Raw genomic sequence first — 26,179 nt, 5'->3', positions numbered from 1 at the left:
TCACCCCACTCGTTCTTGGAAGGAGGTGAGCCCATGACAGGGTTCGTCGAACTCTTCACCCGCTACGACGTCCTCGGCGCGTTCTGGCTCACCATTCAACTCTCACTCCTGGGGGCCCTTGGTGCGCTCGTCATCGGCTTGGTGATCGCGATCTGCCGGGTTTCCCCGGTCGCCGTCCTGCAGAAGTTCGGCACGGCCTACGTGACCGTGTTCCGCAACACCCCCCTGACGCTGATCGTCGCCTTTTGCCTGCTCGGTCTGTCGTTCACGCTGGGTATCACGTTGTCCGATCCGAACTCGCCGACGTCGATCACCGACAATGGCGTCCGCTGGGCCATCGTGGCGCTCGCGTTCTACCATGCGTCCTTCGTCGCCGAAGCCATCCGCAGCGGCATCAACACGGTGCCCCAAGGGCAGGCAGAAGCCGCTCGCTCCATCGGGCTCGGGTTCGCCTCCACGTTGCGCTACGTGGTCTTGCCTCAGGCGATGCGCGGCGCTGTCGCCCCCTTGGGGAACACCCTCATCGCCTTGACGAAGAACACGACGGTCGCCGCAACGATCGGCGTCGCCGAGTTGGCCTTCCAGATGAAGAACATGATCGAGTTCTCCCCGCAGTACCTCTACCTGATCTTCTTCGTGATGGCCTCGGCCTTCGTGATCCTCACCCTTCCCATCGGGCTGCTGTTCACGTGGCTGTCCAACCGATTGGCGGTGCAACGATGAGCGCGGAAGCCTCCGTCCTGTTCGACGCGCCCGGCCCGAAGGCCCGCGCCCGGTATCGCCTTATCGCCATCGCTGGCGGTCTCGTCGTGGCCGCCCTCCTGGTGTGGCTCGTGCTGCGGTTGGCGGACTTCCCCGCTCCGGTCGGCCGGACGCCCAACAATCAATGGGCCCCCGAGAAGTGGCTCCCGTTCCTGCAGCCGCAGACCTGGACCTCCTACTTGCTGCCCGGCCTGTGGGGCACCTTGCTCGCGGCCGTCACTGCCGTGGTGGCGTCCCTGTTCTTCGGGTTGCTGCTGGGGATCGGGCGCCTCGTCCAGATTCGGTGGGTCCGGTGGGCCTGCGGCGCGTTCGTCGAGTTCTTCCGCGCCGTCCCCGTCTTGATGATGATGCTCTTCGCCTACTATGCGGGCCTGTTCCTGCTCAAGATCACCGGCGCGGCGCTGCCCTTCTTCGGTGTCGTCGTCGGTTTGACCCTCTACAACTCCTGCGTCATCGCCGAACTGATCCGCTCTGGCGTGAACAACCTGCCTCATGGTCAACGCGAAGCCGGGCTGGCGATCGGTCTGACACCGCTGCGCACTTTGGTGACGATCCTGCTCCCGCAAGCCGTCACCGCGATGCTCCCTTCGATGGTCAGCCAACTGGTGGTCATTTTGAAGGACTCCGCGCTCGGCTCGATGATCTCCTACCTGGACTTGCTGCGCTCGGGCACCTACCTGTCGACCGCGTACGGCAACCTGATCCCGACGATGATCGTCTTGGCCACCATGTACATCCTGGTCAACTCGGCTTTGACCCGTTTGGCAGGTTGGATCCAGAACCGGTTGCGGCGCGGGCCGCGAGCCGTCGCAGCCCCGGCCACCGGCGGCATGGTTCCCTCGGTCGCGTCCGAGCCTGTGGTTCCGGCCACGATCATGCCCCCGCCCGAGCAACGGGAGCGTTGAGCCCAACGCCGCCGAGCGCGTCCCTGGCAACCCCGTCGGTCCGTCCATGCCGGGCACAGAAGTCTTCGGCGTGGACGCGTCGGCGTAAACGATTCCGGCGCGGACGCGCTCGGCATCGGCACCTCCAGACAGGGGGCGCCGGTGAGGGTCGGGGTGGGTTGCGGGCCGCCGGTACACCCGAGCAGCACGAGCACTGCCCATGCCGACAGGAACGGGGCGCGGCTCACTCCCCTACCTCCCGAAACAGGTCAGCGCCGTCTACCTCCCGAGACAGGCCAGCGCCGCTGCTTGCCCCTGCGCCCCCCAGGGGACCGAGAAGCCAGCCGTAGCGTCACCGGTCCAACCGGGAATCAGCCAGCCGAAGAGACCCCGAGCGTGCCCCTGCTGAACCTCGGGCTTACCGCCCGCGGGGCCCCACCACAGCACCGTGTTGGTGGCCGACGCCTCGTGGCCCTTGCGGGCGCTCCCAGCCAGCGCTATCACTCGCCACGGCAACCCCTGGGACGTCACCCCGCCCCGCACCATGACGGCCCGTCCCGACGCCGCAAATCCCCGGCTATCCGCCACCTTGATGGCCGCCTTGCGTGCAGGCTCAGGAACGCTCTCGCATCCGAAAGTGGGTTGCGTCTGCTCGGCTGGCGGAGGCTGCGCTCCAGCGGATTCCGTCGCGGGGATGGTCGACGGTCGGCCCGATGCCACGGTAGCGGTCGGCGTCGGGCTGATCGGCAGCCCCACGGGCACCGCAGTGCACCCGACGAGCAGGAGCGCCGCTCCCGCAGCCATGAGGGGTGCACGGTTCATGACCCCACGATGACCTATGCGGCGGCATTGCGCAGCCGAGGCGTCATTTTGCCGCCATCGGGAGTGGGTGGGGACGAGTCGGCCTGTAAGCCGGATTCTGTGCCCAAACGGGCGGTGATCATCCATCTGTGACCGCCGTTGCCGACGGCCTCCGGTATACCGGGGAACCCCCGGCGATGCCGTGCAACCTACCCGGATGCCTCGCACGGGCAGCGCTCGAACGGCATCCGCGGGCCGAAGCCCTTCTTGGTCTTGCTCCAGGTGGGGTTTACCGAGCCATCCCCGTCACCGAGGACGCTGGTGGTCTCTTACACCACCGTTTCACCCTTACCTCCCCCTCGCGGGGGCGGCGGTCTGTTCTCTGTGGCACTGTCCCGCGGGTCACCCCGGGTGGGCGTTACCCACCACCTTGCCCTGTGGAGTCCGGACTTTCCTCGACGCTGACGCGCCGCGATCACCCGGCCGACTCATCCTCTACCAGCTTATCGTTTCGGGGGCGCTCCATGCGCCGCCCGAAGATGCGCCGGGAGACCGGCTCGACGAGTTGCACGAGCAGCCACGCTGCCCCCACCGAGGGCACCAGCAGCACCAAGACGAAGGCGACAGCCAACAGCAGGCTCCCCAGCCAGCGATCCAGGAAGCTGATGGTCTCCACCGGAATCAGCCCTGCGTGTTCCAGCAACACCCGCTGAAGGCGCAACGAGACGCTGGCCACCAGCAGCGTCCCGAAATAGGACGCCAACGCCACGACGTCGGGACCGTGTCCAGCAAAGTCCAGCGCGGTCGCCACCGGCAAGAAAACGACCGAAGCAAGCCACAGGAACTCCACCCGCATGACGTTGCGGGTGTAGCCCGTGGCCTGCGCCAAGACGAGGTGGTGGGCTCGCCAAAACACCCCGACGATCACGAAACTCAGCAGTGCTGTGATCAGGCCGACGACGTTCCCGGCAAAGAACTCCGTCGCATTCTCGGCCTCGATCGCGTGATCCACCAGCGGCAACACGATGAGGGTGATCGCGATCGCGACGACGGCGTCACTGAAGGCAACCAGCCGCTCCAAAGCGGCCTTGTCCCCCTGCATCTGGGCCTCGTCGTTGGCGCGGAGCAGCGGAACCCGCTCCCCTCCCCCGCTCACTGAGACTCCCGCGCAAACAGGACTGCGCCGGTCAGGAGATCGGCCTCGACCAGGCGCGCGGCGGCCTGCTCGCCCAAGACGTGCGGTTCGCCCTCCATGGGCGCCGACACTGCCGGGTCTGCCAGTTGCAGCTCAGCCCGACCGGACTTCTCATTCACCTCGACCACGGTGCCCACGAACTCTTCATCGCGGCGCGTGTCCAGCACGAGCGCCTCGACCAGGCTGAGGATCCCGCGCTCATAGGCGTTGGATCGCTGGGTCGCTTTCCCCATGACCCCCGGCAACGCCGCCAGACCCGATCGTGCCCACGCGGGGACCGGGGCCCCGGCCGAGAGGGCGACGCACACCGCGTTGGCGTAGCGGTCCGCCAGCCGACGCAGCGGCGCCGTGCAGTGGGCATACGGCGCGTTCATCGCCCCGTGCAGCGGTTGCTGCGGCGAAGCGCCGTCGAACGCGACGTAGCCCGCACCCCGAAACAGCGTGGTGCAGGCGTTGAGCATTGCCAGGTCGCGCGGACACGCCGGATCCAACGTGCGAACGAACTCCGGATAGCTGAGGGACGCCGACCAGCGGATACCCAGCGCGGACGCGACGCGACGCAGCCGGGCCACATCCGCCGGGCGGGCGGGCGGCAGTGTCCGCAGGATCCCCACACCGCCACGCAGCATCAGTTCGGCCGCCGCCATGCCAGTGAGCAAGGAAATCTGCGCGTTCCACCCCTCCACAAGTAGGGTCGCCCGGAAACGCAACGCCCAGCGACCGTCGATGACCTCGACCTCTTGCTCCGGGATCTGCAAGCTGACGCCACCGCGGTCGCGCTCCAGTGCCTCCCGCTTGAGGCCGACCTCGCGCAACAGCATCAGCGTCTCGTCGGCGGTGCCATCGTCCAGGGACGCCTGAACTTGCTCGTAGCTGAGCTGGGCGCGGCTACGCACGCGGGCAGGCTCGACGCGGGACGCCGTGGTACGACCCTCAGCGTCCAGCGTGTGCTCCCACAACAGTGCTGGGCGCTCTACGTCCGGCAGAAGCGACGCAGCGCCTTCGCTCAGCACCGTGGGGTGCAGCGGGACGCGCCCGTCGGGGGCGTACAGCGTCACCCCACGCGCGTGCACTTCGGCGTCCAGCGCACTACCGGGCGTCACGAAACGTTCCAGGTCGGCGATCGCGTAGACCACCCGATAGCCCTCGCCCTCACGGGCGATGAACAGGGCCTGATCCAGGTCCGTGGAACCCGGCGGGTCGATCGTGACCAGCGGGATGTCGGTGGCGTCGCGCACGGGCAGCGAGGTGTCGCGCGCGGACGCCGCCGCTTCGGCCTCCACGGACGCCGGGAAGGCGTCCGGGACGTTCAGTTCACCGCGCAATCGCCGCAACCCGGGACGCAACGGCTCAGGGGCCGTCCGCCCGGAGGAATAGACCGCGCTGGGGCTCACAGCCCCGACTCGGCGGTGCGAACGAGGATCCGACCGCATTCCTCGCAGCGCAGGACCTCATCGGCCGCAGCGGCGCGGTAGCGGTTCATGTCGGAGGTGTTGGCCTCCAGTTGGCAGCCGCCGCAGCGCCCGTGCTGCAGAAGCGCGGCCCCGACGCCCGCCTTCTCGGCGATCCGGGCGTACAGCGCGAGCAGTTCGGCCGGGATCCCGGCGGCGACGACGTCGTGCTCCCGCTCCAAGACCTTACGCTCGGCGGCGATGTCCGCCAGCTTGGTTTCCCGCTCCGCGAGCACAGCCCGCATCCGTGACTCGATCTCCGTCTTGTCCGCCTGCACCTGGTTGGCCTTCTCGCGCGCCGCCTCGGCCCGCTCCATCGCTTCGAGTTGGCCGTCCTCTAGCTCACTGATCCGGCGCTTGAGGTGCGTGATCTCCTCCAGCATGCTTTGCAGCGCCTTCGGATCGGTCATCGTGCCATCGGCGACGCGGGCCTCGTTGCGGGCGAGACGCTCACGCACCGGGACCAGATCCTGCTCAGCCTTGGTGAGTTCGAGGTCGGCGTCCGAGGCGACCGTGTCGGCGGCGATGACCCGCTCGGCGGCCTTGGCCCGGTCGGCTTGCAGCGCGCGCGCCGTCGCCGTTTCGGGCAGTGTTGCCCGCCGATGGTCCAGTTGGGCGATCGCGGTGTCCGTCGCCTGAAGATCAAGCAGCCGATGCTGCGCTGCGGGTTGTGCCTTCATGCGTCCTCCTGAGCCGTTTCGCCGGTCGCACGATACCGCAGGGGGAAAGGCTGCGGCGGTCCTCCCCTGATATGCAGGGAGGCGACCTGCCAGGATGAACCCATGACGAACCTGTATCTGGTCCGACACGGTGAGACGTCCTGGAGCAAGTCAGGACAGCACACCTCCTACACCGACCTGGATCTCACGCCCCACGGCGTCGAGCAGGCGCTGTCGTTACGCGAGAAGCTCAATCCGTCCGATTTCGACCTGGTGCTGTCGAGCCCGCGACGTCGCGCGCGCCGCACCGCAGAACTGGCGGGGTTCACCAACCTCGAGATCACCGACGACCTGGCCGAGTGGAACTACGGCGACTATGAAGGCCTCACCTCCGACGAGATCCGCTCGCAGTTCCACCCCGGCTGGCGGCTGTGGTTCAACGGGCCGCGCGGCGGTGAGACCGCCGATCAGGTCCGCGCGCGACTGACGCGTGTCGTCCACCGGGTACGCGATTCCGGCGCGGCGCGGGCCATCTGCTTCAGCCACGGGCACGCCCTGCGCGTCTTGGCCCAGTGCTGGTTGGACTTCCCGTTGATCTTTGGCCAAAGCTTCCCGCTCGACACGGCCTCGCTGTCGGTGCTGGGGCGAGAGAAGGAGTCCTGGGCCGTCCTGCACTGGAACATGTTAGCGTTCCCGTCCACCCAACACTTCTCCCCCCCGGGGAGCGGGGGACGGCGGAGAACCCCCTGACCAGAGCAGGACTGCGCGCTAGGGTGGAGAAGAACCCATGTGGTCAGATGCCGCGAGGGAGGAGATGGATCTCATGTCGCAGAAGGCACCCAAGCTGCCCAACCGCCAAACCCCCTTCTCGGAGGCCTTCGTGTCGTTCATCGCGACCGACTGGGAGCCCTATCCGAGCGACCTCCCCGCACCGCTGCCCGCGTCCGCGCACACCGCCCCGCGCCGGGACGCCATGAGCGCCGCCTTCCCCGGTGAACGACTGGTCATTCCCGCCGGAAACCTGGTCGTGCGCAGCAACGACTGCGACTACGGCTTCCGTCCGCATTCCGCGTTCGCTCACCTCACCGGCCTGGGCACCGACCGGGAGCCCGACGCCGTCCTCGTCTTGGAGCCGCACGCTGCCGCAGGCGATCAGCCGGCAGGCCACGACGCGACGCTGTACTTCAAGCCGCGCGCGCCGCGCACCGACCCTGAGTTCTATGCTGACCCGCGCTACGGCGAAATGTGGGTCGGGCAACGCGAGTCGTGCGAGGAAATGTCGGCCCTGACCAGGCTCCCCACGCGTCCGATCAGCGAACTTCCCGGCGCGCTGGCCGACCATATCGACACGGTGCCAACTCGCCTGGTCCGCGACGTCGATGTCTCCTTGACTGCCCTGCTGGACAGCCTGCGTCAGGAAGCCACGGGCGAGGTCGACCGTGACGCCGATGAGGAACTACGGACGGCGCTGTCGGAGTTGCGCCTGGTCAAGGACGCCTTCGAGATCGACGAGTTGCAGGCCGCCTGTGACGCCACCGCCGTCGGATTCGCCGCTGTGGCGGCCGACCTTCCCACGGCGGTCGAGAAGGGCCGCGGCGAGCGCTGGTGCGAAGGCGTCTTCGAACTGCACGCCCGCCACCTGGGCAACGGGGTCGGCTACGGCAGTATTTGTGCTTCGGGCGACCACGCGAACACACTCCACTGGATTCGCAACGACGGTGGCCTGCGTCCCGGGGATCTGATCCTGCTGGACATGGGTGTGGAGGTCGATTCCCTCTACACCGCCGACGTCACGCGCACCCTTCCGGTCGACGGCACGTTCACCGACCCTCAGCGCATGGTCTACGAGGCGGTGCTGGTAGCCCAGCAGGCGGGCATGGAGGCCGCGCGCTCCGGCGCCCGGTTCCAGGATGTTCACGAGGCGGCCATCCGGGTCGTCGCGACCTACCTGCGCGAGTGGGGCATTCTCCCCGTGACGGTGGAGGAATCGCTGGATCCGGTCACGGGCGGTCAGCATCGTCGCTGGATGGTGCACGGCACCTCGCACCACCTGGGCATGGACGTGCATGACTGCGCGCAGGCGCGTCAGGAGTTCTACCGCGAGGGGATCCTGCGTCCGGGCATGGTGATCACCGTGGAGCCCGGCATCTACTTCAAGTCGACCGATCTGCTGGTTCCGCCGGAGTTGCGTGGGATTGGGGTGCGCATCGAGGACGACATCGTCATCACCGATGGTGCACCGCGCCTGCTCTCGGGATCGCTGCCGCGTACCCCCGACGATGTCGAGGCCTGGCTAGCGGCCCAGCGCGCCTGAGCCAGTCGCGTCCGGCAGGGGCGGCAACCCTTGCCGGAGGGTGGTCCTCGCGCGCATGAGGCGGGGTGAGCCCTCTACAGTTCAGTCATGGCCGAACTGACGAAGGTCTTCCTCGACGAGGACGAGATCCCTACCCACTGGTACAACATTGCCGCGGACTTCCCGAACCCGGCGCCGCCTCACCTGCACCCGGGCACGCAGCAGCCGCTGCAGCCCGACGATCTGGCCCCCCTGTTCCCGGCCGGGCTCATCGAGCAGGAACTGAGCACGCAGCGCTGGATCGAGATCCCCGACGAGGTACGGGACATCTATCGGCTGTGGCGCCCCTCCCCCTTGCATCGTGCGCGCCGGTTGGAGCGGGCACTCGGCACGACCGCCCGCATCTACTACAAGTACGAGGGCGAATCGCCGGTCGGCTCACACAAGACGAACTCTGCGGTGCCGCAGGCCTATTACAACCGCGAGGCGGGCCGCATGCGGCTCACCACTGAGACGGGTGCCGGGCAATGGGGGTCGGCGTTGGCCTTCGCCACGCAGATCTTTGGCCAGTCGTGTGAGGTGTGGCAGGTCCGCAACACGTACGAATCCAAGCCGTACCGCCGCATGCTGATGGAGACCTACGGTGCGACGGTCACGCCGAGCCCCTCAGAACTGACCGCAGCCGGACGCGCGTTGCGCGAACGCTTCCCCGACACCCCCGGCAGCCTGGGGATGGCCATCTCCGAGGCCGTCGAGGTTGCCGCCGGCGATCCGGACGCCTCCTACGCGCTGGGCTCGGTTCTCAACCATGTGGCCCTGCATCAAAGCGTGATCGGGCAGGAAGCGATCAAGCAACTGGCCAAGTTCGGCGAGCAGGCACCCGATTTCTTGTTCGCGTGCGCGGGCGGTGGCTCAAACCTGGCCGGGATCAGCTTCCCGTTCCTGCGGGAGAACATCGAGGGCCGGATGAACGTCGACGTTGTGGCGTGCGAGCCCGCGGCAGCCCCGTCGCTGACCGAGGGCGAATACCGCTACGACTTCGGCGACAGCTCGCAGATGACCCCGCTGCTGAAGATGTACACCCTGGGCGCCGACTTTGTGCCCGACCCGGTCCATGCGGGCGGGCTGCGCTATCACGGCATGGCGCCGCTGGTCTCGCACGCCTACCACGAGGGTTTGCTGCGGGCGATCGCCATCAAGCAGCGGGAAGCGTTCGCTGCAGGTGTCGAGTTTGCCCGCGCCGAGGGCATCGTCCCGGCCTCGGAGTCGAACCACGCGATCGCGGGGGCGCTTCGCCAGGCCAAGCAGGCCGCGCAGGACGGCACCTCCCCGGTCATCCTGATCGGGGTCTCCGGCTCCGGGCAGCTTGACCTCCCGGCGTACTCGGAGTTCCTGGCCGGGAACATGCTGGACGCGTAACGCCACACCCAACGAGGGGGACACAGGCTTGATGCCTGTGTCCCCCTCGTTGTCGTCTGTGACGTGGCTCTGTGATGCGGCGGGCTCGCTCCCTCGGGGAGCCTTTCCCCTCGCCGTGAGCGTCAACCTCGCCCGCAAGGACGGATTACGCCTTGGCGTCCCCCGTCTGCTTGTCATGGGGTTCAGGGTCGCCACCGGCCGCAGCGTTCGTCTCTGCCGCAGGTGCTGAATCCGCCTCGGGAGCGGTCTCGCTGCCGGGTCCTGCCCCGTATCCGGGCGGGGGCCCATAGCTGGGCACGCCCCCCTCGGGCTGAGCGGGGTAGGACGCCCCGGGATAAGGCGCATAGCCTTGGCCCGGCTGCTCGGGGTACGCCTGCCCGGGCACGGCGGGGTGACCCTGCCCTGGCTGCTCGGGATAGGGCTGACCCCACCCCTGCTGCCCGTATCCGGGCGGCGGCGGGTAGCCCTGCCCATACCCGGGCTGCTGGTTCCCATACCCGGACTGCTGGTTTCCGTACCCGGCGTAGGGCTGCTGCCGCGGCGGCTGATTGAATTGCTGCCCACGCGTCGCCGGGTTCTTGGCCAGCAACTCGCGCGCCTGGGCCGCGACCTTGTGCTCGCACAACACCTCGTACTTGGTGGCGATCGTCTGGGAGACCGACGTAAAGTCGCGTTGGCCGCGGCTGAGCACGTACCCCAAGATGGCGAAGACCAGCCCGATCACGACGCCGATGAGGATCGCGGTCAGCAGCATGGCGAAGAAAGACTCGGGCTGCGGCTGCAAGATCATCATCACGATCGCGACGATGAAGCCCGTCGACAGGCCACTCGTGACGCCTTGGCCCAGCACCGTGCCCCAGGTACGTCGCCCGGTGACACGCTCCATCAGCCGAAGATCCGTCCCGACGATGGCGAGGTTCTTCACGGGGAAGTCCGCGTCAGCGAGCTGATCCACGGCCTTCTGGGCATCCGCGTAGCTGTCGAAGACCCCCAGGGATTGCGGGTACTCCAGGTTGAACAGCGCAGCGTTGCCGCCCAACGGGGTCTGCTGGGTCATGCCTGCTCCTTCCCGGCCGACGACGTCACGGCCTGACCCCGGGCGACGATCGCCGCCGCGAGTTTCACACCGGCCTCGTCGACCATCTCGTCATCGACCACGATAGCGCCTCGTGCACCACCCTCCCGGGTGCCGGCCTGCGCGTAGGCGTCCACGATGCGCCGCGCCCGCGCCAGGTCGGCGGGATCAGGAGAGAAGATGCGTGTGCCCGCCGCAACCTGGTCGGGGTGCAGGACCCACTTTCCGTCGTAGCCCAGCGCGGCAGCCCGACGCGCGGCTACCTCAAACCCTTCTGGGTCACGGATAGCGACGAACGGCCCGTCAATCGCCTGGAGGCCGTGCGCGCGAGCGGCCACCAGGATCGCCATCATGACGTAATGGAACGCGTCCGCGCCGTAGCCGGCCGGCTGCGCGCCCACGTTCAGCCCCGCCATGCCCATGGCGGCCATGAAATCCCCGGGGCCGTACACCAGGGTCTCCAACCGGGGCGATGCGGCCGCGATCTCGTTGACGTGGATCAGCCCGAGCGCCTCCTCGATCTGCGCCTCGATCCCGATCGCCCCCACCTCAAGGCCCGCTTCCTGCTCCACCTGGGTCAGCAGCAGATCCAACGCAACGACCTGGGACGCCGACGTCACCTTGGGTAGCAGGACGCAGTCGATCTTGACCCCGGCACCGCCGACGACCACCTCGACGTCGCGAAACGTCCAGGGCGTCGACCAGTCGTTGACCCGGACCGTCACCGTCGGCGCCGCGAACCCCGCTGGATCCAGCAGGGCTTCGACGATGCGCTGCCGCGACTCCTGCTTCACCGCAGGCGCGACGGCGTCCTCCAAATCCAGGAACAAGGTGTCCACGGGAAGGGTGCGCGCTTTGGCGATGAACCGGTCTGACGAGCCGGGGACAGCCAAAACGGTGCGGCGGACGCGGGCTGGGCGAGGCGTGACGGGCATGCCCTCTAGCCTACGGGCAGGGGCACGCTCACATGGGTTCCGTAGCGAGTCAGCCCCAGACCGGCGGCGATCCTCTGCGCCGCGGGGTTCCCTCGATCCACCCGAAATGCGGCGAATCCGCTCAGCCCGACCGCGGCGGCTAGCGCGGCCTGCGCAACCCGACGGCCCAGTCCCCGCCCTCGGGCGTCCGGACGCACCAAAACCCCCACATCCAACGGCCATCCCCACAGCGCGGTGACGACGGACGCCGCCAGCACCGTGTCGTCCTCCACGACGCCGAAGGACGCCTGAAGGGGACGATCGAAGCCTGCCTCCCGCCAGACGTCTTCGCTGACGGTCGCGGCCAAGGAACGACGCCGGGAATCCTCGAGCGCGTCCACATCACCTGCGAGTTCGGTGCCGCGATCAGCCCACCAGTGATCGACGGGCCCCGCGACGGGACCGTCGGCGACAGGTGCCCACCGTTGCGGGTCGAGAACCTCCGCTGGGGAGGCGTCCCTGGCCACGGCCACGATGTCGTCCAGATGGGCCACGGGCGTGTCCACATACGCATGGTCGCCGAGGAGGAGCACCACGGCGGCGTCGCGAAGAAGCCCGGTCGAGCCGATCACCACCGGCGCCAGACCGGGGACCGGCGCGCCGAACCGTCGGGCCCAGTGCCCTTCGATACGCCGCCTGGTCTCCTCCAGCACGCTGGCAGCCTAGCGGCGCGGGGGCTCCTCGTCCCTCAGCCGACGTGCAGGGTGAGCTTGCGGCCCGCCAAGCCGCGCTTGCGCGAGGCGAGCCGTTCGGCCAGACCGGTCAGCGCTGCCGCGGCAGGACGCTCAGCGTCGGCCTGCACGAGCGGCACACCGGCGTCCCCAGAACTGCTCATGCGTGCATCGATCGGGACCTCTGCCAGCAGGGGCACGTCGTAGCCCAGCCGCAACGTGAGCGCCTCCGCGACCCGGGCGCCACCGCCGGACCCGAAGAGGTCGACGCGGTGGGTCTGGCCGCAATGGGGGCACTCCGCGTCCAGGTAGGCCATGTTCTCCACCACACCCAGAACCTTCTGGTCGACCATGGAGGCCATCGTTCCGGCCCGCTCGGCGACCTCGGCCGCGGCCTGCTGGGGCGTGGTCACCACGATGACCTCGGCGTTGGGCAGCTTGGCACCCAGGCTCATGGCCACGTCACCCGTCCCGGGGGGCAGGTCGACGAGCAAGAAGTCGAGATCGCCCCAGTAAACGTCGGCGAGGAACTGCTGGATCGCCCGGTCCAGGATCGGCCCGCGCCAGGCGATGACCTGATCCCGCGACTGCTTGAGCATGCCAATCGAGATCGCGCTGAGGTTCTCCCCCGCGCTCACCGGGATGATCATGTCGTCGATGCCGGTCACGTCCGCGTCCGCGATGCCCAGCATCGGCGGGACGGAGTGACCGTAGATGTCGGCGTCCAGGATGCCGACCTTCTTGCCCTGGGCCGCCAAGGCGCTGGCCAGGTTCACCGTCACGCTCGACTTGCCGACGCCACCCTTGCCTGAGGCGATGAGCAGCACTTGGGTCAGGTTGCCGTCCTGAGCGAAAGGAATCACGCGCTCCCGGACGCCGCCGCGCAGCTTGGTCTTCAACTCGTCGCGCTGCTCATCCGACATGACGCCGAAGTTCAACTCCAAGCCGGTGAGCCCTTCGACCTGCTGCAACGCGGCATGCACATCATGCTCGATGGTGTTCTGCATCGGGCACCCGGAGATGGTCAGCAGCACCGACACGTTGGCCTGACCCGCATCGTCGACCTCCACCGATTCGACCATGCCCAACTCGGTGATCGGCTTGTGGATCTCGGGGTCTTGGACGTGAGACAACGCGTCCCACACGGCTTCGTGGAGGCTGACGGCAGACATGCCCCCAGTCTACGGCAGGACTACGGCCCGAGCCCCTTGGGCGTCGTGGAGTGACAGGCCGATCAGGAGCGCTGCTGCGTGGACGTCGCGGCGTCCGCCGTGGCTGCGGCCTCTTCCGTGTCGTCCTCGGCGGCTTCTGCGGCCGCCTTGTCGTCCTCGCGTCCCAGTTCGTCGACCAGATCACGCAGTTCACTGCGAAGGAAGTCGCGGGTCGGCATGTCGTTGATCCGGATCCGCAGCGCAGCGATCTCGCGGGCTAGGAAGTCCATGTCGGCGCGGCTCTGGGCCGCCACCTGCCGATCATGCTCCATGCTGACGCGTTCGCGCGCTTCGGATCGGTTCTGAGCCAGCAGGATCAAAGGCGCCGAATAGGAGGCCTGCAGCGACAGCAGCAGCGTCAAGAAGATGAACGGAAACGGGTCCCCCAGGAAGCTGGAGTTGTATTGATTGACCACGATCCAGGCGATGATGAAGGCGGTCATCCACATGATGAAGGAGGCCGTGCCCATGAACCGGGCGAAGGTTTCCGCGAAGCTCCCGAAGGCGTCATCGGGCAGGCGCATCCGTGGCAGCCAGGTGCGGTTGCGCCCGGGCGTATTGAGTCGATCACCGGCGGCCATCATCCGCCCCCTCTGCTAGCTGAAGCCCGCGCCAGTCCGCAGGCAGAATGTGGTCCAAGACGTCATCGACGGTGACCGCGCCCACCAGGCGACCCCTCTCGTCGACGACGGGCGCGCACACCAGGTCGTAGGTCGCGAAGTAGCGGCTGACCTGGGCGACGCTGTTGTCGGGGCGCAGCGGCGTGATCGACGCGTCGACCAGGTTCGCCGCCAACGTCGAGGGTGGCTCGCGCAGCAGCCGCTGAATGTGCACGGCTCCGACGTAGCGGCCCGTCGGGGTATCCAGCGGGGGGCGGCACAAGAACGCCAACGCGGACAGCGCGGGTGTCACCTCTTCCTGACGGAGCTTGGCCAGGCAATCGGCCACCGTCTCGTCGGGCCCCAGGATCACCGGTTCGGGCGTCATCAGGCCGCCCGCGGTGGCCGCGTCATAGTTCAACAGCGTCCGGACGTCCTCGGCGTCTTCTGGTTCCATCTGCTGCAGAATCGTCTCGGCCAACTCTGGGGTCAGTTCGGCGATCAGGTCGGCGGCGTCGTCGGGATCCATCTCCTCCAGCACGTCGGCGGCACGTTCGGTGTCCAGCGAACGGATCAGGCTGACCTGCTCACGCTCGGGCAACTCCTCCAGCGCCTCGGCCAAGACGTCGTCCTCCAAGGCGGAAACCACCTCGGCGCGGCGCTCGGGGCTCATCTCGTGCAACTCTCGCGCCACATCGGCCGGCTTCATCTCGGCCAACTGCGCCACGACCTGATCGGTGCCCTGCGCCGAGTCTGCGAAGTAGTCCGGCACCTCGTTCCAGTCGACGATCACCACATGTCCACGGCTGAAGGGGCGCCCAGTGCTCTCCTTCAAGGCGACCTCGCTGACCTCCCAGGCATGGTTGCGGGTCTGCTGGATGGCCACGTCGAAGATGGTGGACGGCTTCTCTCCTGGCCGGTCCACCCGCTTGTCGAACAGGTCGGCGTCGACCAAGCGTTCCAAATCGCGACGCTGGAAGACGACGGTGTTGACGACGCCAGAGATGATGACCTGCTGCGCGTCGATCGAGTGCACCCGTTCCATCGGCAAGAACACGCGTCTGAGCCTCAGCAACTCCACCACAAGGCCCTTCACACGGGGAGGCCGGGCATTCGATCGGTTTTGCACAACGACATCGCGCACCTTGCCCACCTGGTCGCCACTGGCGTCCATAATCGGCAGGCCCCTGATGCGCGACACGAAGATCGACGAGGCAGATCCACTCACGGGCGAAGGCTAGCGCACGCTCACGAATGCCGACCCAACGGATCGGCACATCATGGCCCACGGGGGTAGGAGAGTTCTAGGTCGCCTCGGGATCGAACGGCACGACGCGAGGCTCCGCGACGACGGATGCCGTTGAGGCGACGCCGTTGGCCTCGTCGACGGCCTCCTTCACGATCTGGCCAGTCGCGATCGCCTCGTCACGCATCTCGCGGAAATCGGCGATCTCTTCGCCCGATAGAAGGTGCTTAGCCACCAGGGTTTTCGGGTTCAGGTCGGCGAGGGAGAAGTTGTCGAACTCCGGGCCCAACTCCTCGCGAAGCTGCCCGCGGGCGTCCTCGCTGATCTTGCGCAGGTAGGCCAGGACGCGCGCCGCCTTCCGAGCCAACTCCGGGAGTTTCTCGGGGCCAAAGATGACGATGGCCAGACCGCCCAGCAAGACGATCTCCACCATGTTGAAGTCCACGCAGACTCCTAGCCGCGGGGTCTGGTCACAAGCCGGCGGCTTCCAGGACCTGGAGGAAAGTTCGAGCCTGAGCCGAACTGGCGGGCTTCAGCGGTCGCCGCAATGTGTGGGTGGTGAACCCACGCGCCGCCAACGCAGCCTTGACCAGCATGCAGCCCTGCGTGGCGAAGACCCCCGTGTAGACCGGCAGCAACCGGCGGTACAACTCCAAGGCCTCCTGCGTTGCACCGTCCTCCCACAGCGACAGCCATTCCTTCGTGGCAGCCCCCGTGAAGTGGGTCGAGGTTCCGACGAGCCCCACAGCCCCGAGCGAGAGCAACGGCAACGTGACGGCGTCGTCCCCGGAGTAGTAGGCGAGATCCGTGGAGGCCATGACGCGCGCGGAACTCACCAGGTCACCCTTGGCGTCCTTGACCGCGACGATCGTGGGGTGGCGATCCAACTCGATCAGGACGTCTTCGGGGATCGGGATACCGGAGCGGCTGGGGATGTCGTACAACATGACCGGGAGGTCGGTGGAGTCCGCCACCATGACGAAGTGCTCCAGCAACGCGTCCGCCGGGGGCTTGGAGTAGTACGGCGTGACGACGAGGACGCCATGAGCACCCGCCTCGACCGCATCGTGGCAGCGCTTGATCGTGGCGGCCGTCTCATTGGTGCCGACGCCCGCGATGACCTGCGCGCGGTCCCCGACCTCCGCCACGACAGCCTTCAGCAGGGCCTTCTTCTCGTCGTCGTCGGTGGTCGGCGACTCGCCTGTGGTGCCGTTGATCACCAAGGCATCGTTGCCCTGCTCGTCGACGAGGTAGGCGGCGAGGCGGCGCGACTCGTCAAGGTCGAGAGAGCCGTCGGACGTGAAGGGCGTCACCATGGCCGTGATGAGTCGCCCGAAAGGTTGCGGGGCCATGAGGGACAGTCTAGGCACATCCGCACGGCGTCCTGCCCCCTGAGCGCTAGTGTGGCACTCGTGAACGCAGCGTCGACGCCCAGCATCCCCCACACCGCTGCTTCGGCCTATGCCGAAGCGTTCGTGCCGGAGTCCGCGGACGCAGCCGCGGCCCGTGCCGCCGCGCAGAGTCTCGGGATCGGGGCCGTCTCCCCCGGCACCTCCACCCTGCTGACGTTTCTGGCGCGTTCCTTGGACGCCCGTACCGTCGTCGAGGTCGGCACCGGTGCTGGGGTGGCGTCGTTGGCGCTGCTCTTAGGCATGGCCGAAGGAACCCTGACCTCGATCGACACTGAGCCAGAACATCAGGCGACTGCGCGCCGCATCCTGGTGGAAGCGGGGATCCCTTCCCGCCGCGCGCGACTCATCGCGGGTCCTGCGCTGCAGGTCCTGCCCAAGCTCAGCGATGGCGCCTACGACCTCGTCTTCGTCGACGCGGACCCGCTCGAAGCCGTCGAGTATGTCGAAGAGGCCTTGCGGCTCCTGCGATCCGGCGGCCTCCTCGTGATCTACCACGCGCTGTCGGGCGGCCGGGTCGCCGACACGGGCAACGAGGACGACGACACCGTCATCATGCGTGAGGCGCTCGCCGCCGTCGCCGACGCAGAAGACCTCTCCCCCGTGCTGCTGCCGGTCGGTGACGGCGTGCTGGTGGCCCGGCGCGCCTAAGCCCTCAACCCCGGCGCCCTGAAGGCGCCTGGCATCAACCACGACCGCCCCTCACGTTCAACGTGAGGGGCGGTCGTGGTGTGGGCCGGTGGGAGGCAGATCACTCGGCGTGAACGCGGTCTCCCTTGCTCAGAACCGTGATGCCCCCTTCGGAGACGTGGAATCCCCGGGCACGATCGTGGTCGAGATCGACGCCCACCTCGGCGCCGTCCTCCACGACCACGTTCTTGTCGAGGATCGCCCTGCGCACAACCGCGTTGCGTCCGACGCGCGCGCCGGTCAAGATGATCGACTCCTCGACCTTGGCCCACTTGTCGACGAGCACGTTGGGCGACAGCACGGACCGATCGACGTCGCCGCCGGAGATGATGCAACCCGAGGAGACAATCGAGTCCTCAGCGGTACCACGCAGCGTGAACTTCGCCCCCGGCGCTTGCGGCTGGGAGGTGAAGATCGGCCAGCGGCGGTTGTAGAGGTTGAACTCCGGCACGACGTTGACCAGGTCCATGTGGGCCGCGTGATAGGCGTCGATGGTGCCCACGTCACGCCAGTAGTTCCGGTCCTTTTCGGTGGCGCCGGGGACGGACTGCCGGGTGAAGTCGTAAACGTGCGCCTGCTGCTTGTCCACGAACGACGGGATGATGTTCCCGCCCATGTCGTGCATCGAGCCCTCGTCCTCCGCGTCGGCGCGCAGCGCCTCCACGAACGCCTTGCGCGTGAAGATGTAGTTCCCCATCGACGCGTAAGACTCCTCGGGGCTGTCCACCAGCCCCGGCGGGTTGGCGGGCTTCTCCAAGAACGCGTCGATCACGGTGTCTTCGCCCGCATCGATGATCCCGAAGGCGGACGCCTCCGATCGCGGCACGCGAATGCCCGCGATGGTGGCTTCAGCTCCCGAATCGATGTGGGCGCGCAGCATATCGGCGACGTCCATCCGGTAGATGTTGTCGGCGCCGAAGACGACGACGTAGTCAGGATCTTCGTCGTTGATCAGGTTCATCGACTGGAAGATGGCATCGGCGCTTCCGCTGAACCACTGCTTCCCGGTGCGCTGCTGTGCCGGAACAGAAGTGACGTAGCTGCCCAGCAGCGTCGACATGCGCCAGGTTTGCGCGAGGTGCTTGTCGAGGGAGTGGGATTTGTACTGCGTCAGAACGGCAATTTTTGTCAGCCCCGAGTTCGCCAAGTTGGACAGCACGAAGTCGATGAGGCGGTAGGTGCCCCCAAAGGGCACGGCCGGCTTGGCCCGGTCGGCGGTGAGCGGCATCAAACGCTTGCCTTCTCCACCTGCCAGGACAATCGACAGGACATTCGGTCGATCGCTCATGGTGCTAAACCTAGGCCACGCGAGCCCTCCGTGGGGAACCCAAGCCGGACTGTCCCATTTCGTCGCTGTGCGCGACCCGCACGCCCCCTCGGGCGGCCTGCATCGGCGCCCACCGAGGAGGATTTGCCGCCCCCGGCACCCCCCGCATGTGCCACCATCGGGTCATGCGCGTTTCGATCCTCACCCGTGAGTACCCCCCCACGATCTACGGGGGCGCTGGCGTCCACGTGGCCCAACTGGTCCCGCAACTCGCGGCGATCACCGACATGGTCGACGTCCAAGCGATGGGCGAACCCCGCGAGGGCGCTACGGCGCACCCCGAGACGTTCCCGCCCGGGGCCAACGGAGCCTTGCGGACGCTAGGAACCGACGTGGCGATGGCCGCCGCCATTCCTGATGTTGACGTCATCCACGCGCACACCTGGTACGCCCAGTTCGCCGGGGTCATCGGCGGACGCCTCCTGGACGTGCCGCTCGTGGTCACCGCGCACAGTCTCGAACCGGATCGTCCGTGGAAGGTCGAACAACTCGGCGGCGGCTACCGCGTCTCCAGTTGGATCGAGAAGACCGCCTTCGCCGAGGCCGATGCGGTCATCGCCGTGTCGGAGGCGATGATCGAGAACATCACTCGCGCGTACCCGTTCGTGCCGCGCGAGAAGATCCACGTCGTGAAGAACGGCATCGACACCGATGAGTTCCGCCCCGACCACGACACCGACGTCTTGGAGCGCCTCGGCGTCCCGCTGGATCGCCCCATCGTGGTGTTCGTCGGGCGCATCACCCGTCAAAAGGGGCTCATCCACCTCGTCCGTGCTGCGCGGGCGCTGGATCCCGATACGACGCTGCTCCTGCTCGCTGGCGCCCCGGACACCCCCGAGATCGCCGCAGAGTTCAATGCCGAGTTCGCGCGTCTGCAGGCCGAGCGTCCGGGCCGCGTGTTCTGGGTGGAGGAGATGCTGCCGCGCGAGCAGGTGCGCCAGATCAATACGGCGGCCACTGTGTTCGCCTGCCCGTCGATTTATGAGCCCCTCGGCATCGTCAACCTCGAGGCGATGGCGTGCGAGACGGCCGTGGTCGCCTCTGCTGTCGGCGGCATTCCGGAGGTCGTCGATGACGGCGTGACGGGCCTGCTGGTCCCCTACGATCCGGCGCGGGCCAACGATCCGGCCTTCATCGCCGCCTTCGAGGCCACCTTCGCCGAGCGCATCAACGACCTCACCCGCGACCCCGAGCGGGCCGCTGCCATGGGGGTCGCCGGCCGGCAACGCTGCATCGATGAGTTCAGTTGGGCCGCGATCGCCCAGCAGACCGTCGAGGTTTACCAGGCAGCCATCGACCGTCACGCAGCCGACGGCGCGCACTAGCCACACGCAGACAGGCGGAGGGCCCCGGAACGTGAGTTCCGGGGCCCTCCGTCGCTGTGGCAGGGATGAGTTACTTCGCCCGCATGGCCTCATCGTCGACCGGCAGGCCGAGCTTGATCCGCTCGCGGCGAGCGAACGGCCCGATGATGGCCTCGCCCGGCTTGCTGTCGTTGAGCAGCGTCAGGTCGCGGCCCGCAACCTCGGGCATCACGATCGAGGCGCCCAGCGAGAGGGCCGTGAAGATCGCGATCATGATCGCGATCGGCCACCAGGAGCCACCGGTCGCCACGACGAGGGCGGCGGCGACGACCGGGCCGACACCGGTAGCGATGATGGCAGCGATCTCCTTGGCCAGCGCCATCTGGGTGTAGCGGTGACGAGCGCCGAAGATCTCGGCCATGGTCAGGTTCTCCAGGGAGGCCAAAGCCAAGACGGAGGACTGGTGAATGATGATGTACCCCGCGAACACGGCGTTGACCTGTGCCGTGGCGATCATCCAGATCATCGGGAAGACCAGGATCAGCGAGATGGACGACATCACCATGTACATCAGCTTGCGGCCGAACTTGTCACTGAGGAAACCAACCAGCGGGACGGTGATGAAGCCGACCAGCGAGGAGGTGATCACCACGTTGGTGCCCACGCTCGGCGCCAGCAGCAGCGTCGCCGTGATGTAGGAGATCAGGTAGGTCTGGACCATGCCGGAGTTACCGGCCTGGCCGAACCGCAGGAAGAACGCCTCGAAGAAGGCGCGGCCCTTGCGCTCGGAGAGACCCTCGGCCAGCACGTTGCTGTTCGAGGCCACCTGAGCCAGTTCCTCCTTGGAGACCGCGACGCCGTCGACGACGTCCTCGCGGGCCTCGAACACCGGGGATTCCTTCAGGTTGAACCGCACCCACACGGCGAACACCATGATGAGGACCGACGCGAGGAACGGGATACGCCAACCCCAGTTGACGATGTCGTCGTGGGAGAGGGTCGCGACGAGCACGCCCCAGATGGCGGAGGCGCCCAGCGTGCCGGAGTTGGTGCCAAGCGCAACCAGCGAGCCGACGATGCCACGACGACGACGCGGCGCGTACTCCGTGAGCATGACGGACGCGCCAGCAATCTCAGCACCCGCACCGAAGCCCTGCGCCAACCGGAGCACGACCAGGAGAATCGGGGCCAGGGCGCCGACCTGGTGGTAGGTGGGCAGCGCGCCGATGAGAGTCGTGGAGACGCCCATCAGCAAGATCGTGTAGAAGAGCACCTTGCGGCGTCCGATCTTGTCGCCCAGGTGACCGAAGTACCACGCGCCCAGGGGACGGCTGATGTACCCCACACCGTAGGTGGCCATAGCGAGGATGATCGCCATGCCGGGGGCGTCGGTCGGGAAGAAGATGGTCTGGAAGACCAGCGCTGCCGCCAGCGAGTAAAGCTGGAAGTCCATGAACTCCAGGGCGGTTCCCAGCCAGCCGGAGACGGCGGCGCGAGCAAGGTCACCTGTCGTGCGCTGCTCGGCCGGGTCCGCGGCTAATGCCTCATTGCGTGCCATTGCGGTTTGTCTTTCTTGTGAAGGGTTCGATCACTCGTCGAGCCACAGCGACACGACGACCTTGCCCGAGACCTGCGAGTCCTTGGCGACGGCAAAGGCGTCCACGGCTCGCTGCGCGGGAATGACATGGGTGGTGATGATCGACGCGATGCTGGGGTTCTGCGCCAGCGTCGTGATGGCGGCGTCGATCTCGTCGTCGAAGCGGAAGGTCGCCTTGTAGGTGACCTCCTTGCTGACGAACGGGGCGAGGTTGACGCCGATGTTCTCGTCGGGGAGCATCCCGACCTGCGTGACCGTTCCCGCCTTCCGCACGGCGCGCATGGCCGTCGTGATGGAGGGGGCTGCGCCCGAGCACTCGAAGACGATGTCGTACTCCTCGGCGGGCACCTCATCGGTTCCGGCGACGAAGGCGGTGGATGCCCCCAGTGCCGTGGCGCGGCCGAGCGGCCCGGACAACACGTCGGTGGCGTCGACGCGCTCGGCCCCACCAGCCAGTGCGCCAGCGACGACACACAGCCCGATCGGCCCGCAGCCCGCGACGAGGACGCGCTGACCCTTGACTCCCCCGGCGATGTTGATGGCGTGCAGAGCGACCGCGAGCGGCTCAGCCAGCGCGGCGTCCTGCACCGACAGCCCCTCGGGCAGCGTCCGGATCATGAAGTTCTTGACGTTGCGATACTCCTGCATGCCGCCTTGGGTGTGCGGCTTGGTGGAGGCGCTGCCCAGGTAAGTCCCGCCAGGCCACAAGTGGCGGCGATCCTCGATGCCGCGCAGCGGCGTACCGAACGTGGCCGGGGCGATGGTCACCGGGGTGCCGGGGGCATAGGTGCCGGAGGGGTCGAGATCGACGACACCGGACATCTCATGTCCCGGGGTGAACGGCTCAGTGACGGCGAAGGCGCCGTTGCGTCCCAGGTAGTAGTAGTGCAGATCCGAGCCGCAGATACCGCCGTACTGCATGCGGACGCGTACCTCGTCCTCCGCGGGCTCGGGCAGGGGGAGGTCCTCGACGACGAGTTCCTCAGGTCCCAGAATCTTTAAGGCCTTCATGGCGCTTCTTTCTTCCAACGGGTGTGACTCAAGGGGGGGTCGATGGGGCGTCGCGGCCCCGCAAGGCCGCGACGCGGGTATCACCAGTCGAGGACCGCACCGTCGAGGGTGCGAGCGGTCGGCAGGTAGGCGGGCACGTACGGCGACGCGGCGAGGATGCTTTCGTCGAGGTCGACGCCCAGCCCGGGGGCATCGCCGGGCTGGAGCATGCCGTCGGCAGCAGACCAGGCGTGCGGGAAGGCCTCATGCACCTGTGCGGGGTAGCCCATGTACTCCTGGACGCCCCAGTTGTGCGTGGCCGCGGCCATGTGAATGGACGCCGCCAACGCGATCGGCGAGACGTCGGAGGGACCATGCGGGCCCGCCTTGACGCCGTGCACCTCCGCCAGGGCGAAGACCTTGCGCGCGTGGCTGATGCCGCCGACGTGGACGATCGCGGTGCGGATGTAGTCGATCAGCCGCTCCTCGATCAGGCGCTGGCAGTCCCAGATGGTGTTGAACACTTCGCCGACGGCCAGGGGCGTGGTGGAGGCGTTGCGCACCAGACGGAAGGCCTCCTGGTCCTCTGCAGGTGTCACGTCCTCGAGCCAGAACAGATCGAACTCTTCGACCGACTTGGCCAGGCGTGCGGCCTGGATGGGGGTAAGGCGATGGTGGGCGTCGTGCAGGAGCTTGACGTCGGGCCCGACGAGTTCGCGGACGGCGGTCAGCACCTTGGGCAGGTGCCGCATGTAGGCCCCGGGATCAAAGTGCTCTTCGCTGGGGCGTGCGCCCCGGCCGGCCGGCTCGTAGTTGGGATCCTTGGAGACGCCATAAACCTTGTCGAGGCCGGGGACGCCGGACTGGACGCGAATGTAGGTCTCGCCGCGTTCCTGGTGCTCGCGCACCGAATCGAGCAGCGCCGGGATGTCCCAGCCGAAGGCGTGGCTGTAGTACGGGATGGCGTCGCGGACGCGCCCACCGAGCAACTGGTAGACGGGCATCTGGGCGCGCTTGCCCAAGATGTCCCACAGCGCCATGTCGATGGCCCCGATGGCGGCCATCGTGACCGGCCCGCGGCGCCAGTAGACCCCGCGGTAGAGGTATTGCCACGTGTCTTCGATCCGGCTGGGATCCATCCCGATGAGCAACGGCCCGACGTGGTCGCGCAGGTACGACGCCACGGCCAGTTCACGACCGTTCACGGTCGCATCGCCGAGTCCGACGATGCCGTCTGCCGTCGTCACCCGCAGGGTCACATAGTTGCGGGTGGGGCTGGCGACCAGCACCTCCACACGTTCGATTCGATCGGCCACCGGAGTCCTCTCTCCTGATCAGGTCACTCTGGTGGCTTGCCGCCAGCGTCACCATTGAGCGCTATTGGTAGCATCATAAACGAAACGTATCACCAACGTCAACGCGTAGGCTGTCGCCCAGACACTTCGACAAAGGAGCCAGACGTGCCTGCAGCGGCCATCTACGATGCGGTCGTCAACGACCTCGGGTTCGCCATCGTGTCCGGGCACTACCCGCCCGGACAACGCCTGACGCTGTCTGACATCGAAGAGGCACACGGCGTCTCCCGCACGGTCGCACGCGACGCCGTCAAGACGCTCGCCGCACTCGGCATGGTGGAGACGCGCCGCCGCGCCGGCGTCACCATTCAGCCCCGTCGAGGCTGGCACGTCCTCAGCCCCGAGATCATCGCCTGGCGGCTGGCGGGCGAGGACCGTCTGGCACAGATCGACTCCCTCACCGATGTTCGCGAAGCGATCGAGCCCCGCGCCTCCCGCCTCGCAGCCCTGCATCGCAGCGACGAGCACGCCGACGAGCTACTCAGGCTCGGGGCCACGCTGGTCTCCCTCGCCGAGCGGGGCCTCGGCCGTGCCCCCGAGTACCTCGACTCGGACATTCGCTTCCACGGCCTACTCCTCGAGGCGTCCGGCAACGAAATGCTCTACGCCATGCGAGGCATGGTCGCCGACGTACTGCGCGGGCGCGCCGTCCACGACCTGCACCCGGTGTGGCCAGAACTGGACGCCGTCAACGATCACCTGCGGATCGCGAAAGCCATCGCCGAGCAGGATCCCGAAGGCGCCGAAGCCGCCTCACGCCACCAGCTGTCCTGGGTGCACCGGGAGGTCGGCGCGCTGGGACACGCGCGCTAGCCGACCCCCTCGGGGCCTCACCCGCGCACAACGCGGGCGGCCCCGAAGCAGAAGCTCCGGGGCCGCCCGCGTTGCAAAGGGTGCGACGAGTGTCAGCCAACGACGCCCTTCAGCGCCTCAAGCAACTCTGCCGCTTCCGTGGCATTCAGTTCGATGACGAGGCGACCGCCACCATCCGCGGGGATCCGCATCGCGATCACGCGCGACTCCTTGGCCACCTCGATGGGGCCTTCACCCGTGCGGGGCTTCATTGCTGCCATGTTCTCCCTCATTTCCTGGCTGCCAGCTCACGTTCTCCCCCATTATCGCAGACCCGGACGACTCTCTCGCGGCTCGGCGTCCGTTCGTTGGTTCTGAGGTGCCCTCGGAGTCCACAAACGGTTCCTCGAGGAGGTGACGCATACCCCGAGCGGCGGGGTCATCCAACTGCGCCGCGAGGCGGTCCACCAGATCGTCCACCTGGGACATGGAGTAGCCCCGCGGGACCACCGCAAACCGCACAGCACGGACGTCCTCCCCGCTCAGCGGGTGTGGCGGCAGTTCCGGCACCGCCGTGTCATGCACCGCCGTGGCGGGCATCCCCCCGAACCGGCCAGCGGCCACGAGCGACGCTAAGCCCACGATGACGACCACCATGCCCCACAAGAACCACTCCACGGCTACTCCGCTCCGCTCGGCCCGCGCCCGCCGTGACGGGCGTCGTCCACGATGATCTCAACGGCGCGATCCACGTCGTCGACCACGTGAATCAGACCCAAATCCGCCTCGCTGTTATAGCCATCGGCCAGCATCCGGCCCTTGAGCCAGTCCACCAGCCCTGACCAGTAAGCCGAACCGAACAACACGATCGGGAACCGCGTCATTTTGCGGGTCTGCACCAACGTGAGCGACTCGAACAACTCATCCAAAGTTCCGAATCCGCCGGGCATGACCACAAAACCCTGGGCGTACTTGAGGAACATCACCTTCCGCACGAAGAAATAGCGGAAGTTGATCCCCAGACTGACCCACTTGTTGAGGGAGTCCTCGAAGGGAAGCTCGATGCCCAACCCGACCGAGACTCCCCCGGCTTCGGCGGCACCCTTGTTCGCGGCCTCCATGATGCCGGGGCCCCCGCCGGTGATCGTGGCGTATCCCGCCTCAGCGAGCCTGCGCCCCAACTCCACCGCCGCCTCGTACATCGGGTCGGACTTCGAGGTGCGCGCCGAGCCGAAGACGCTGACGGCGGGCCCCAACTCAGCCAGCGCGCCGAAGCCTTCCACGAACTCCGCTTGGATCCGTAGCACCCGCCAGGGGTCGGTGTGCACCCAGTCGCTGCCGCTGCCGCCTTGGAGCAGCCGCTGATCGGTCGTCGTGGCCTGGACCTGGTCCCCCCGCCGGATTACCGGACCCTGCTGGCGGTAGTCCTTGCTGCGCTTCTTCTTCACATGGCCAGCGTATCGGGGGGCCCGTGG

At 67.5% G+C, this 26,179-nt stretch carries 25 protein-coding genes, 1 other RNA gene and 2 pseudogenes; 8 read left to right on the top strand and 20 right to left on the bottom strand.

Translation table 11 applies throughout. The annotated features are described in order from the left end of the window. Nucleotides 1-33 precede the first annotated feature (33 nt). Both C1706_RS06890 and C1706_RS06885 read left to right on the top strand, forming a co-directional pair. Complete coding sequence (locus tag C1706_RS06890) at nucleotides 34-723, top strand: amino acid ABC transporter permease (RefSeq protein ID WP_129458493.1); 690 nt, start codon at nucleotides 34-36, stop codon at nucleotides 721-723. Then, nucleotides 720-1,667, top strand: coding sequence for an amino acid ABC transporter permease (locus C1706_RS06885; protein WP_129458492.1), 948 nt, complete (start codon nucleotides 720-722; stop codon nucleotides 1,665-1,667). The genes C1706_RS06890 and C1706_RS06885 overlap by 4 nt, the downstream gene beginning before the upstream one ends. 258 nt (nucleotides 1,668-1,925) lie before the next feature. Here C1706_RS06885 and C1706_RS06880 read toward each other — a convergent pair whose 3' ends face one another. From C1706_RS06880 to C1706_RS06860, 5 genes and pseudogenes are all read right to left on the bottom strand, one after another. Next, entirely contained in the window at nucleotides 1,926-2,468 is a 543-nt protein-coding gene (locus C1706_RS06880) for a hypothetical protein (protein WP_129458491.1), read from the bottom strand. A gap of 70 nt (nucleotides 2,469-2,538) precedes the next feature. After that, nucleotides 2,539-2,938, bottom strand: an RNA gene (rnpB, locus tag C1706_RS06875) — RNase P RNA component class A. A 380-nt stretch (nucleotides 2,939-3,318) separates the two neighbouring features. Further along, nucleotides 3,319-3,549: pseudogene (locus tag C1706_RS14970) on the bottom strand (TMEM175 family protein); the annotation flags it as partial. A gap of 50 nt (nucleotides 3,550-3,599) precedes the next feature. Next, nucleotides 3,600-5,036, bottom strand: coding sequence for an RNB domain-containing ribonuclease (locus C1706_RS06865; protein WP_241653471.1), 1,437 nt, complete (start codon nucleotides 5,034-5,036; stop codon nucleotides 3,600-3,602). Continuing rightward, a complete protein-coding gene (locus C1706_RS06860) occupies nucleotides 5,033-5,773 on the bottom strand; it encodes a zinc ribbon domain-containing protein (protein ID WP_129458489.1) in 741 nt (246 codons plus the stop codon). Before C1706_RS06860 ends, C1706_RS06865 begins: the two co-directional genes overlap by 4 nt. Before the next feature lie 102 nt (nucleotides 5,774-5,875). Here C1706_RS06860 and C1706_RS06855 point away from each other — a divergent pair, with 102 nt between their 5' ends. From C1706_RS06855 to C1706_RS06845, 3 genes are all read left to right on the top strand, one after another. Next, nucleotides 5,876-6,502, top strand: coding sequence for a histidine phosphatase family protein (locus C1706_RS06855; RefSeq protein WP_129458488.1), 627 nt, complete (start codon nucleotides 5,876-5,878; stop codon nucleotides 6,500-6,502). Nucleotides 6,503-6,539: 37 nt separating this feature from the next. Continuing rightward, nucleotides 6,540-8,066, top strand: a complete 1,527-nt coding sequence (locus tag C1706_RS06850) for an aminopeptidase P family protein (RefSeq protein WP_431830690.1) — start codon at nucleotides 6,540-6,542, stop codon at nucleotides 8,064-8,066. A gap of 87 nt (nucleotides 8,067-8,153) precedes the next feature. Continuing rightward, nucleotides 8,154-9,464: a TrpB-like pyridoxal phosphate-dependent enzyme gene (locus C1706_RS06845; protein ID WP_129458486.1), complete on the top strand. Its 1,311-nt coding sequence runs from the start codon at nucleotides 8,154-8,156 to the stop codon at nucleotides 9,462-9,464. 550 nt (nucleotides 9,465-10,014) lie between these two features. Here C1706_RS06845 and C1706_RS06840 read toward each other — a convergent pair. The 8 genes and pseudogenes from C1706_RS06840 to dapA all read right to left on the bottom strand — a co-directional run. After that, nucleotides 10,015-10,521, bottom strand: a pseudogene (locus C1706_RS06840) (general stress protein); the annotation flags it as partial. Next, entirely contained in the window at nucleotides 10,518-11,474 is a 957-nt protein-coding gene (locus tag C1706_RS06835) for an HpcH/HpaI aldolase/citrate lyase family protein (protein WP_129458485.1), read from the bottom strand. The pseudogene C1706_RS06840 and the gene C1706_RS06835, both read right to left, overlap by 4 nt. Nucleotides 11,475-11,479: 5 nt before the next feature. Continuing rightward, a complete protein-coding gene (locus C1706_RS06830) occupies nucleotides 11,480-12,166 on the bottom strand; it encodes a GNAT family N-acetyltransferase (RefSeq protein WP_129458484.1) in 687 nt (228 codons plus the stop codon). A 35-nt stretch (nucleotides 12,167-12,201) separates the two neighbouring features. Continuing rightward, nucleotides 12,202-13,356 (bottom strand): Mrp/NBP35 family ATP-binding protein, encoded by a 1,155-nt coding sequence (locus C1706_RS06825; RefSeq protein ID WP_129458483.1) that lies wholly within the window; start codon nucleotides 13,354-13,356, stop codon nucleotides 12,202-12,204. Between the two features lie 62 nt (nucleotides 13,357-13,418). Then, nucleotides 13,419-13,976 carry a DUF1003 domain-containing protein gene (locus C1706_RS06820; protein ID WP_129458482.1) on the bottom strand — a complete coding sequence of 186 codons (558 nt, stop codon included), beginning with the start codon at nucleotides 13,974-13,976 and terminating at the stop codon, nucleotides 13,419-13,421. Then, a complete protein-coding gene (locus C1706_RS06815) occupies nucleotides 13,963-15,222 on the bottom strand; it encodes a magnesium transporter MgtE N-terminal domain-containing protein (RefSeq protein ID WP_129458481.1) in 1,260 nt (419 codons plus the stop codon). Before C1706_RS06815 ends, C1706_RS06820 begins: the two co-directional genes overlap by 14 nt. A gap of 76 nt (nucleotides 15,223-15,298) precedes the next feature. Then, the gene (locus tag C1706_RS06810; RefSeq protein WP_129458480.1) at nucleotides 15,299-15,685 is read right to left on the bottom strand and encodes a sec-independent translocase; all 387 of its coding nucleotides are present in this window, start codon (nucleotides 15,683-15,685) and stop codon (nucleotides 15,299-15,301) included. A gap of 25 nt (nucleotides 15,686-15,710) precedes the next feature. Further along, complete coding sequence (dapA, locus tag C1706_RS06805) at nucleotides 15,711-16,592, bottom strand: 4-hydroxy-tetrahydrodipicolinate synthase (protein ID WP_129458479.1); 882 nt, start codon at nucleotides 16,590-16,592, stop codon at nucleotides 15,711-15,713. A gap of 60 nt (nucleotides 16,593-16,652) precedes the next feature. On the opposite strand from dapA, the gene C1706_RS06800 reads away from it, so the two are divergent. Beyond that, nucleotides 16,653-17,300 (top strand): O-methyltransferase, encoded by a 648-nt coding sequence (locus tag C1706_RS06800; RefSeq protein WP_129458478.1) that lies wholly within the window; start codon nucleotides 16,653-16,655, stop codon nucleotides 17,298-17,300. Between the two features lie 100 nt (nucleotides 17,301-17,400). On the opposite strand, the gene glgC is transcribed toward C1706_RS06800, so the two are convergent. Next, a complete protein-coding gene (gene glgC, locus C1706_RS06795; RefSeq protein ID WP_129458477.1) occupies nucleotides 17,401-18,627 on the bottom strand; it encodes a glucose-1-phosphate adenylyltransferase in 1,227 nt (408 codons plus the stop codon). 164 nt (nucleotides 18,628-18,791) lie between these two features. Between glgC and glgA the strand changes: the two genes are divergently transcribed. Next, a complete protein-coding gene (gene glgA / locus C1706_RS06790) occupies nucleotides 18,792-19,991 on the top strand; it encodes a glycogen synthase (protein ID WP_129458476.1) in 1,200 nt (399 codons plus the stop codon). Between the two features lie 70 nt (nucleotides 19,992-20,061). On the opposite strand, the gene C1706_RS06785 is transcribed toward glgA, so the two are convergent. From C1706_RS06785 to manD, 3 genes are all read right to left on the bottom strand, one after another. Next, a complete protein-coding gene (locus tag C1706_RS06785; RefSeq protein WP_129458475.1) occupies nucleotides 20,062-21,528 on the bottom strand; it encodes an MFS transporter in 1,467 nt (488 codons plus the stop codon). Nucleotides 21,529-21,558: 30 nt separating this feature from the next. After that, entirely contained in the window at nucleotides 21,559-22,578 is a 1,020-nt protein-coding gene (locus C1706_RS06780) for a zinc-binding dehydrogenase (protein ID WP_129458474.1), read from the bottom strand. A gap of 80 nt (nucleotides 22,579-22,658) precedes the next feature. Further along, entirely contained in the window at nucleotides 22,659-23,873 is a 1,215-nt protein-coding gene (gene manD, locus C1706_RS06775; protein WP_129458473.1) for a D-mannonate dehydratase ManD, read from the bottom strand. Nucleotides 23,874-24,017: 144 nt separating this feature from the next. On the opposite strand from manD, the gene C1706_RS06770 reads away from it, so the two are divergent. Continuing rightward, nucleotides 24,018-24,725 carry a FadR/GntR family transcriptional regulator gene (locus tag C1706_RS06770; RefSeq protein ID WP_164987468.1) on the top strand — a complete coding sequence of 236 codons (708 nt, stop codon included), beginning with the start codon at nucleotides 24,018-24,020 and terminating at the stop codon, nucleotides 24,723-24,725. A 92-nt stretch (nucleotides 24,726-24,817) separates the two neighbouring features. On the opposite strand, the gene C1706_RS06765 is transcribed toward C1706_RS06770, so the two are convergent. Genes C1706_RS06765 through C1706_RS06755 form a run of 3 tightly spaced genes read right to left on the bottom strand, consistent with a single transcriptional unit; the run spans nucleotide 24,818 to nucleotide 26,152 of the window. After that, nucleotides 24,818-24,985, bottom strand: a complete 168-nt coding sequence (locus C1706_RS06765; RefSeq protein WP_129458471.1) for a DUF3117 domain-containing protein — start codon at nucleotides 24,983-24,985, stop codon at nucleotides 24,818-24,820. Further along, nucleotides 24,957-25,382, bottom strand: coding sequence for a DivIVA domain-containing protein (locus C1706_RS06760; RefSeq protein WP_129458470.1), 426 nt, complete (start codon nucleotides 25,380-25,382; stop codon nucleotides 24,957-24,959). Before C1706_RS06760 ends, C1706_RS06765 begins: the two co-directional genes overlap by 29 nt. Nucleotides 25,383-25,384: 2 nt before the next feature. Next, a complete protein-coding gene (locus tag C1706_RS06755) occupies nucleotides 25,385-26,152 on the bottom strand; it encodes an LOG family protein (RefSeq protein ID WP_241653470.1) in 768 nt (255 codons plus the stop codon). Nucleotides 26,153-26,179 lie beyond the last annotated feature (27 nt).

Origin of the sequence: Propioniciclava flava (assembly GCF_004126535.1) — a bacterium.
Taxonomy (GTDB): Bacteria; Actinomycetota; Actinomycetes; order Propionibacteriales; family Propionibacteriaceae; genus Propioniciclava; species Propioniciclava flava.
Note: the sequence above shows the minus strand (reverse complement) of the source record. Positions and strands in the feature narration are given on the sequence as shown.

What these genes read in the sequence shown, in the direction of transcription:
- C1706_RS06890 (WP_129458493.1), top strand. Translation starts at nt 34, where the DNA reads ATGACAGGGTTCGTCGAACTCTTCACCCGCTACGACGTCCTCGGCGCG.
- C1706_RS06885 (WP_129458492.1), top strand. Translation starts at nt 720, where the DNA reads ATGAGCGCGGAAGCCTCCGTCCTGTTCGACGCGCCCGGCCCGAAGGCC.
- C1706_RS06880 (WP_129458491.1), bottom strand. Translation starts at nt 2,468, where the DNA reads ATGAACCGTGCACCCCTCATGGCTGCGGGAGCGGCGCTCCTGCTCGTC.
- C1706_RS06860 (WP_129458489.1), bottom strand. Translation starts at nt 5,773, where the DNA reads ATGAAGGCACAACCCGCAGCGCAGCATCGGCTGCTTGATCTTCAGGCG.
- C1706_RS06855 (WP_129458488.1), top strand. Translation starts at nt 5,876, where the DNA reads ATGACGAACCTGTATCTGGTCCGACACGGTGAGACGTCCTGGAGCAAG.
- C1706_RS06850 (WP_431830690.1), top strand. Translation starts at nt 6,540, where the DNA reads ATGTGGTCAGATGCCGCGAGGGAGGAGATGGATCTCATGTCGCAGAAG.
- C1706_RS06845 (WP_129458486.1), top strand. Translation starts at nt 8,154, where the DNA reads ATGGCCGAACTGACGAAGGTCTTCCTCGACGAGGACGAGATCCCTACC.
- C1706_RS06835 (WP_129458485.1), bottom strand. Translation starts at nt 11,474, where the DNA reads ATGCCCGTCACGCCTCGCCCAGCCCGCGTCCGCCGCACCGTTTTGGCT.
- C1706_RS06825 (WP_129458483.1), bottom strand. Translation starts at nt 13,356, where the DNA reads ATGTCTGCCGTCAGCCTCCACGAAGCCGTGTGGGACGCGTTGTCTCAC.
- C1706_RS06820 (WP_129458482.1), bottom strand. Translation starts at nt 13,976, where the DNA reads ATGGCCGCCGGTGATCGACTCAATACGCCCGGGCGCAACCGCACCTGG.
- dapA (WP_129458479.1), bottom strand. Translation starts at nt 16,592, where the DNA reads ATGGCCCCGCAACCTTTCGGGCGACTCATCACGGCCATGGTGACGCCC.
- glgC (WP_129458477.1), bottom strand. Translation starts at nt 18,627, where the DNA reads ATGAGCGATCGACCGAATGTCCTGTCGATTGTCCTGGCAGGTGGAGAA.
- glgA (WP_129458476.1), top strand. Translation starts at nt 18,792, where the DNA reads ATGCGCGTTTCGATCCTCACCCGTGAGTACCCCCCCACGATCTACGGG.
- C1706_RS06785 (WP_129458475.1), bottom strand. Translation starts at nt 21,528, where the DNA reads ATGGCACGCAATGAGGCATTAGCCGCGGACCCGGCCGAGCAGCGCACG.
- C1706_RS06780 (WP_129458474.1), bottom strand. Translation starts at nt 22,578, where the DNA reads ATGAAGGCCTTAAAGATTCTGGGACCTGAGGAACTCGTCGTCGAGGAC.
- C1706_RS06765 (WP_129458471.1), bottom strand. Translation starts at nt 24,985, where the DNA reads ATGGCAGCAATGAAGCCCCGCACGGGTGAAGGCCCCATCGAGGTGGCC.